This is a genomic window from Ruegeria sp. BB1 (assembly GCF_056539465.1).
Genome location: NZ_JBQFVB010000024.1, coordinates 1 through 1,130, shown reverse-complemented (window position 1 = coordinate 1,130; position 1,130 = coordinate 1). Strand labels below are relative to the sequence as shown.

General features: G+C 58.5%; 1 protein-coding gene. It reads left to right on the top strand.

Annotated features, from left to right (window positions below):
• The coding region (gene tuf / locus ACR0AL_RS20945) for an elongation factor Tu (RefSeq protein ID WP_480664536.1) at positions 1-1,130 on the top strand (1,130 nt) is incomplete at both ends.

The window sequence follows — 1,130 nt, the reverse complement described above, 5'->3', positions numbered from 1 at the left end:
ATGGCAAAGGAAAAGTTTGAGCGTACAAAACCGCACGTCAACATCGGCACGATTGGGCACGTTGACCACGGTAAAACCACGCTGACCGCAGCAATCACCAAGTATTTCGGTGACTTCAAAGCGTATGACCAAATCGACGGCGCGCCTGAAGAGAAGGCTCGTGGCATCACCATCTCGACCGCCCACGTGGAATACGAGACCGACAACCGCCACTATGCGCACGTTGATTGCCCCGGTCACGCCGACTACGTCAAGAACATGATCACCGGTGCCGCTCAGATGGATGGCGCGATCCTGGTTGTGAACGCTGCTGACGGCCCGATGCCGCAGACCCGCGAGCACATCTTGCTGGGCCGCCAGGTTGGCATCCCGAAGATGGTCGTGTTCATGAACAAAGTTGACCAGGTTGACGACGAAGAGCTGCTGGAACTGGTTGAGATGGAAGTTCGCGAACTGCTGTCCAGCTACGAATACCCTGGCGACGATATTCCGATCATCGCAGGTTCGGCTCTGGCCGCGATGGAAGGCAACAACCCGGAAATCGGCGAAGAGAAAATCAAGGAACTGATGGCGGCTGTTGATGACTACATCGACACCCCTGAGCGTGAAGTTGACAAGCCGTTCCTGATGCCGGTCGAAGACGTGTTCTCGATCTCGGGCCGCGGTACCGTTGTGACCGGTCGTGTTGAGCGTGGCGTGATCAATGTTGGCGACGAGATCGAAATCGTCGGCATCCGCGACACTCAGAAAACCACCTGCACCGGCGTTGAAATGTTCCGCAAGCTGCTGGACCGCGGTGAAGCGGGCGACAACATCGGCGCCCTGCTGCGCGGTATCGACCGTGACGGCGTTGAGCGTGGCCAGGTTCTGTGTAAGCCGGGTTCGGTTACACCGCACACCAAGTTCGAAGCCGAAGCCTATATCCTGACCAAGGAAGAAGGCGGTCGTCACACTCCGTTCTTCGCGAACTATCGTCCGCAGTTCTACTTCCGTACGACTGACGTGACCGGCACCGTGACCCTGGCCGAAGGCACCGAGATGGTCATGCCCGGCGACAACGTCGGCTTCACCGTCGAGCTGATCGCCCCGATCGCGATGGAAGACGGCCTGCGTTTCGCCATCCGCGAAGG